Source organism: Sedimentitalea sp. XS_ASV28, assembly GCF_041224545.1.
Lineage (GTDB): Bacteria > Pseudomonadota > Alphaproteobacteria > Rhodobacterales > Rhodobacteraceae > Sedimentitalea.
In genome coordinates this window covers 1-3,177 of record NZ_JBGFGP010000120.1, presented here as the reverse complement: position 1 = coordinate 3,177, position 3,177 = coordinate 1, and the positions used below count along the sequence as shown (strand labels likewise).

Annotated in this window: 5 protein-coding genes; 3 read left to right on the top strand and 2 right to left on the bottom strand. The window is 52.0% G+C overall.

Translation table 11 applies throughout. The annotated features are described in order from the left end of the window. The coding region (locus AB9K34_RS09185) for a transposase (protein ID WP_369954124.1) at positions 1-194 on the bottom strand (194 nt) is incomplete at its 3' end. A gap of 545 nt (positions 195-739) precedes the next feature. On the opposite strand from AB9K34_RS09185, the gene AB9K34_RS09180 reads away from it, so the two are divergent. The 3 genes from AB9K34_RS09180 (at position 740) to AB9K34_RS09170 (ending at position 2,789) form a co-directional block, all read left to right on the top strand. Further along, positions 740-1,186: a hypothetical protein gene (locus AB9K34_RS09180; RefSeq protein WP_369954123.1), complete on the top strand. Its 447-nt coding sequence runs from the start codon at positions 740-742 to the stop codon at positions 1,184-1,186. Positions 1,187-1,262: 76 nt separating this feature from the next. Continuing rightward, positions 1,263-2,252, top strand: a complete 990-nt coding sequence (locus AB9K34_RS09175) for a hypothetical protein (RefSeq protein ID WP_369954122.1) — start codon at positions 1,263-1,265, stop codon at positions 2,250-2,252. Between the two features lie 57 nt (positions 2,253-2,309). Then, positions 2,310-2,789, top strand: coding sequence for a hypothetical protein (locus AB9K34_RS09170; protein WP_369954121.1), 480 nt, complete (start codon positions 2,310-2,312; stop codon positions 2,787-2,789). Positions 2,790-2,921: 132 nt separating this feature from the next. Here AB9K34_RS09170 and AB9K34_RS09165 read toward each other — a convergent pair. Continuing rightward, positions 2,922-3,177 (bottom strand): transposase (locus AB9K34_RS09165; protein WP_369954038.1); only part of this gene is annotated, 256 nt, incomplete at its 5' end.

The following is a 3,177-nucleotide window of genomic DNA, read 5'->3' as shown; positions in this document are numbered from 1 at the left end:
CTTGACCATTTTCCGAATTCCTCCGGCAGCTCACGCCACGGGGATCCTGTTCGGGCGATCCAGAAAATCCCATCCAGAACAAGGCGATGATTGGTTGGTTTGCGCCCATTCGGGCCGCGGGCAGCGAGGATGAAATGTTCGGAAAACGTCCACTCCTCGTCCGTCATCAAGTCTCGTGCCAAGCTGGTCTCCATAGCAGATACTAGCTTGAATCACGCCTACGGTGCATTGTGAATCCCTTTTGTCAACACGGCCTAGGAAGTGTTGCGCTGCATCCTATTCTTACTTTGGCGGTCGGGATGACCACAGGCAAAAAACGAAAGCCCCAAATGTCAACAATGTAAGGATGATCCAAGCTATGCCCGATTGCTCCATATATACCACACCAGACTGCCGATCGAAACAACGGCCTGCTTCATTGAAGCAATCGCGCCACTTGTAGTGTTGGGCATAATAAAAATACCCGAAAATCACTAATAGTCCGAAGAGCAGGAATGAGATTATGTGACGGATCGTGCTTAGCCTTTGGTTGCAGACAACTGAGCCACATTGGGTGCCGTGGTGGGTCAGAAATACGATATCTGAAAAGAGCGGGGATGAGCAACCAGTCAATAAAACGTTGTCCACTGCTCCCCCGCAGGCCCCGCTTCTTGGAGGCGGACTTGCGTTTGCACCTCGTCCACTTCTGGGCAACCTCAGATACTTTGACAAGCAAGCTTGATAGACCTTATTTGGCACCATGAAGTTATTTGTTGCCGCAGCTTTGATATTGTGTGCCTCTGCTGTTGGGCGGGCGGCATTCATTTGGGCTGACCCGTCTAAGATCAAACATTACTCCGCCGACGAGCTTGCGAAGTTGTCCTGCGAGGCGCTTAGCGAACGGCATAATGAACTCATTGATGCCTATCATGACGCTGAGATCGCCTACAAAAGGCGAACGGGTGCGTTCCATGATGACCTTGGATTGCCGCCCGAAGACGTTGTGCCATTTGCTGTTCTGATCAAGAGGTTTGTGCGCGACAACAACATCAGTGAGGCGCACATTGAAGGAAAGTTCCCCTCAACGCCCATTCTGTCCTCAGGTTTTTACTATGAGGTATCGGCAATATGCGCGACAAACCCGTCATGGCAGGCAACCGATGCGATACGGCAAGCCGCACTTAGTCTTGGTTTGATTGACGAATAGGCATTTCCTTAGCGTTAATTCATGCAAGTCGTTATCAAGTGAACATAATAAGAATTTTGGCAAAGGGGTCAGGGATTTGGGTCAAAAATTACGGGTCTGCCTTGCCGGTTACGGCATCCTTCTCGGCACCATGGCGCAGGCGGATTGCCCTGCGGGGCAAGAAGCCTTCACATCCTGCCAGATTGAAGGGCGCAACACCGAAGTCTTTGTTTGTTTCGACGATCATGTCGCAACCTACAGCTACGGCCCCACAGGCGGCACGCCAGAACTGTTTCTGTCAGAAAACATTGAGCATGTTGATTTTAAACCATGGTCTGGTTTGGGCAAGGCGATCAGCGAAAGTGTCACCTTTTACAACGGTGACTATGCCTATGACGTTGGCGGCGGATTTGATCGGCCCTTTTCGGATGAAGAGATGGCGCAACCGATCAGGCGCTTTGGATGGGTGGAGGTGACACAGCGCGGCGAGCGGGTAGTAAGTCTTGAGTGCATCCCCGATACTGTGAGCTACGGTTTTGGTGGCGGCATTTATGACGCCAAAGTGGCGGCCGGTCTGACTTGGAGCTGGGATTCCAAGACATGGATATCTGAGCTTATTCAGCCGACAGCCACGCCCAGCTTGATGCAAAGCCAACCATATAACCCTGCGGAAGATTGCCTGCCGGCGTCAGAGTTTAGCCTGAATGGTGTCGCGATGGGCGATCCGTTGGACAAGCTCGGCAAGCTTGGATCACCAGAGCCGGTCGAAGACCCCACCAGCAGTGGCGAAAAAATTGATCGAATGACACTCGTTGGCATGGCTCTCGATATCTTCGAGGATGTCGTTATCGCAATGTCCAGCACATCGCCAGATTGGAAGATGCCCTCGGGCCTTCGGGTGGGTCTCACTCGTGGGGAAGTGATCCGTATTCTTGGGCGGGTGCCAAACGGATATGCTGCCACATCGCAAACATTCGTATCCCACGCCTGCATGGAAAATCAGGATACTGCTGAATGGAGTATCCTGATCGAGTTTGGACAGGACAGACGTGTGAGCGGCATAAGCTTTGCGAGACCTTGGTATTAAATTGGCCCGATCTGGAGGAGGTCCCATTGCAGCGTTGTAAAAAGATATTCGTGTATTGTGCTGGGATTTTGGGCCAGTAATGCCACCGCTGACTGTGCGCCTGGATTTGATCCGCTTACGTTTTGTGACATCGCGGGCAAAGATACTGTTTTACGGGTGTGTTTTAACAATGTCACCGTAACCTACAGCTATGGCGTCCCTGACGAGACTCCACAACTATATCTTTCGGAACCCATTGCGACCGTGGATTATCATCCATGGGATGCACCCGCGCCGACATCGGGTTCGATCACATTTCGCAACGGTGATTACGCTTACGAGGTCCCAAGCTTGTTCGTATCTGAGCCATTTGCAGATGACATCCCATCTGTAACGCATTTCGGTTGGGTCACCGTGACACGCAATGGCGAGATCGTGGACAAGCTAGAGTGCCAACCCGAACCATCACGTTACGTCTACGGCGGGTCTCTCTATGAACGGATGACGGCAATGGGCTTAGAGTGGAACGGCTATGAGCGAGGCTGGGCGGAGTATTGATCCACGCCTTTTCCGCCACACCGCGTCGTTGATGTCACGTTCTAGCTAAGTCGTTTGCGTCGCTTCATGCAATAATGTTCCCAAGCGGCCAAAGCCAAACACATTACGATCGCGCAAGTATACACCGCTAGGTCATGTTGACAAATGACGGATCCAAAGTCGGATTGACGCGATGTCGATGAAGCCCAGGAAGCTTTCAGCCGTCTTATCGTAGCGGGTTGCGACGCGCCGGGCGTTCTTGAGTTTATTGAAGCACCGCTCAACCATGTTTCGCAGCCGGTAAAGCGTGTGATCTACACCCACGCGCATCTTGCGGGTCTTACGCATTGGAATTTGGGTGATGATGTCGCGCTTATCCATGTTTTTGCGAATACGGTCCGCATCATAA

Coding starts and splice junctions, on each gene's coding strand:
- AB9K34_RS09180 (WP_369954123.1), top strand. CDS start 740: ATGAAGTTATTTGTTGCCGCAGCTTTGATATTGTGTGCCTCTGCTGTT.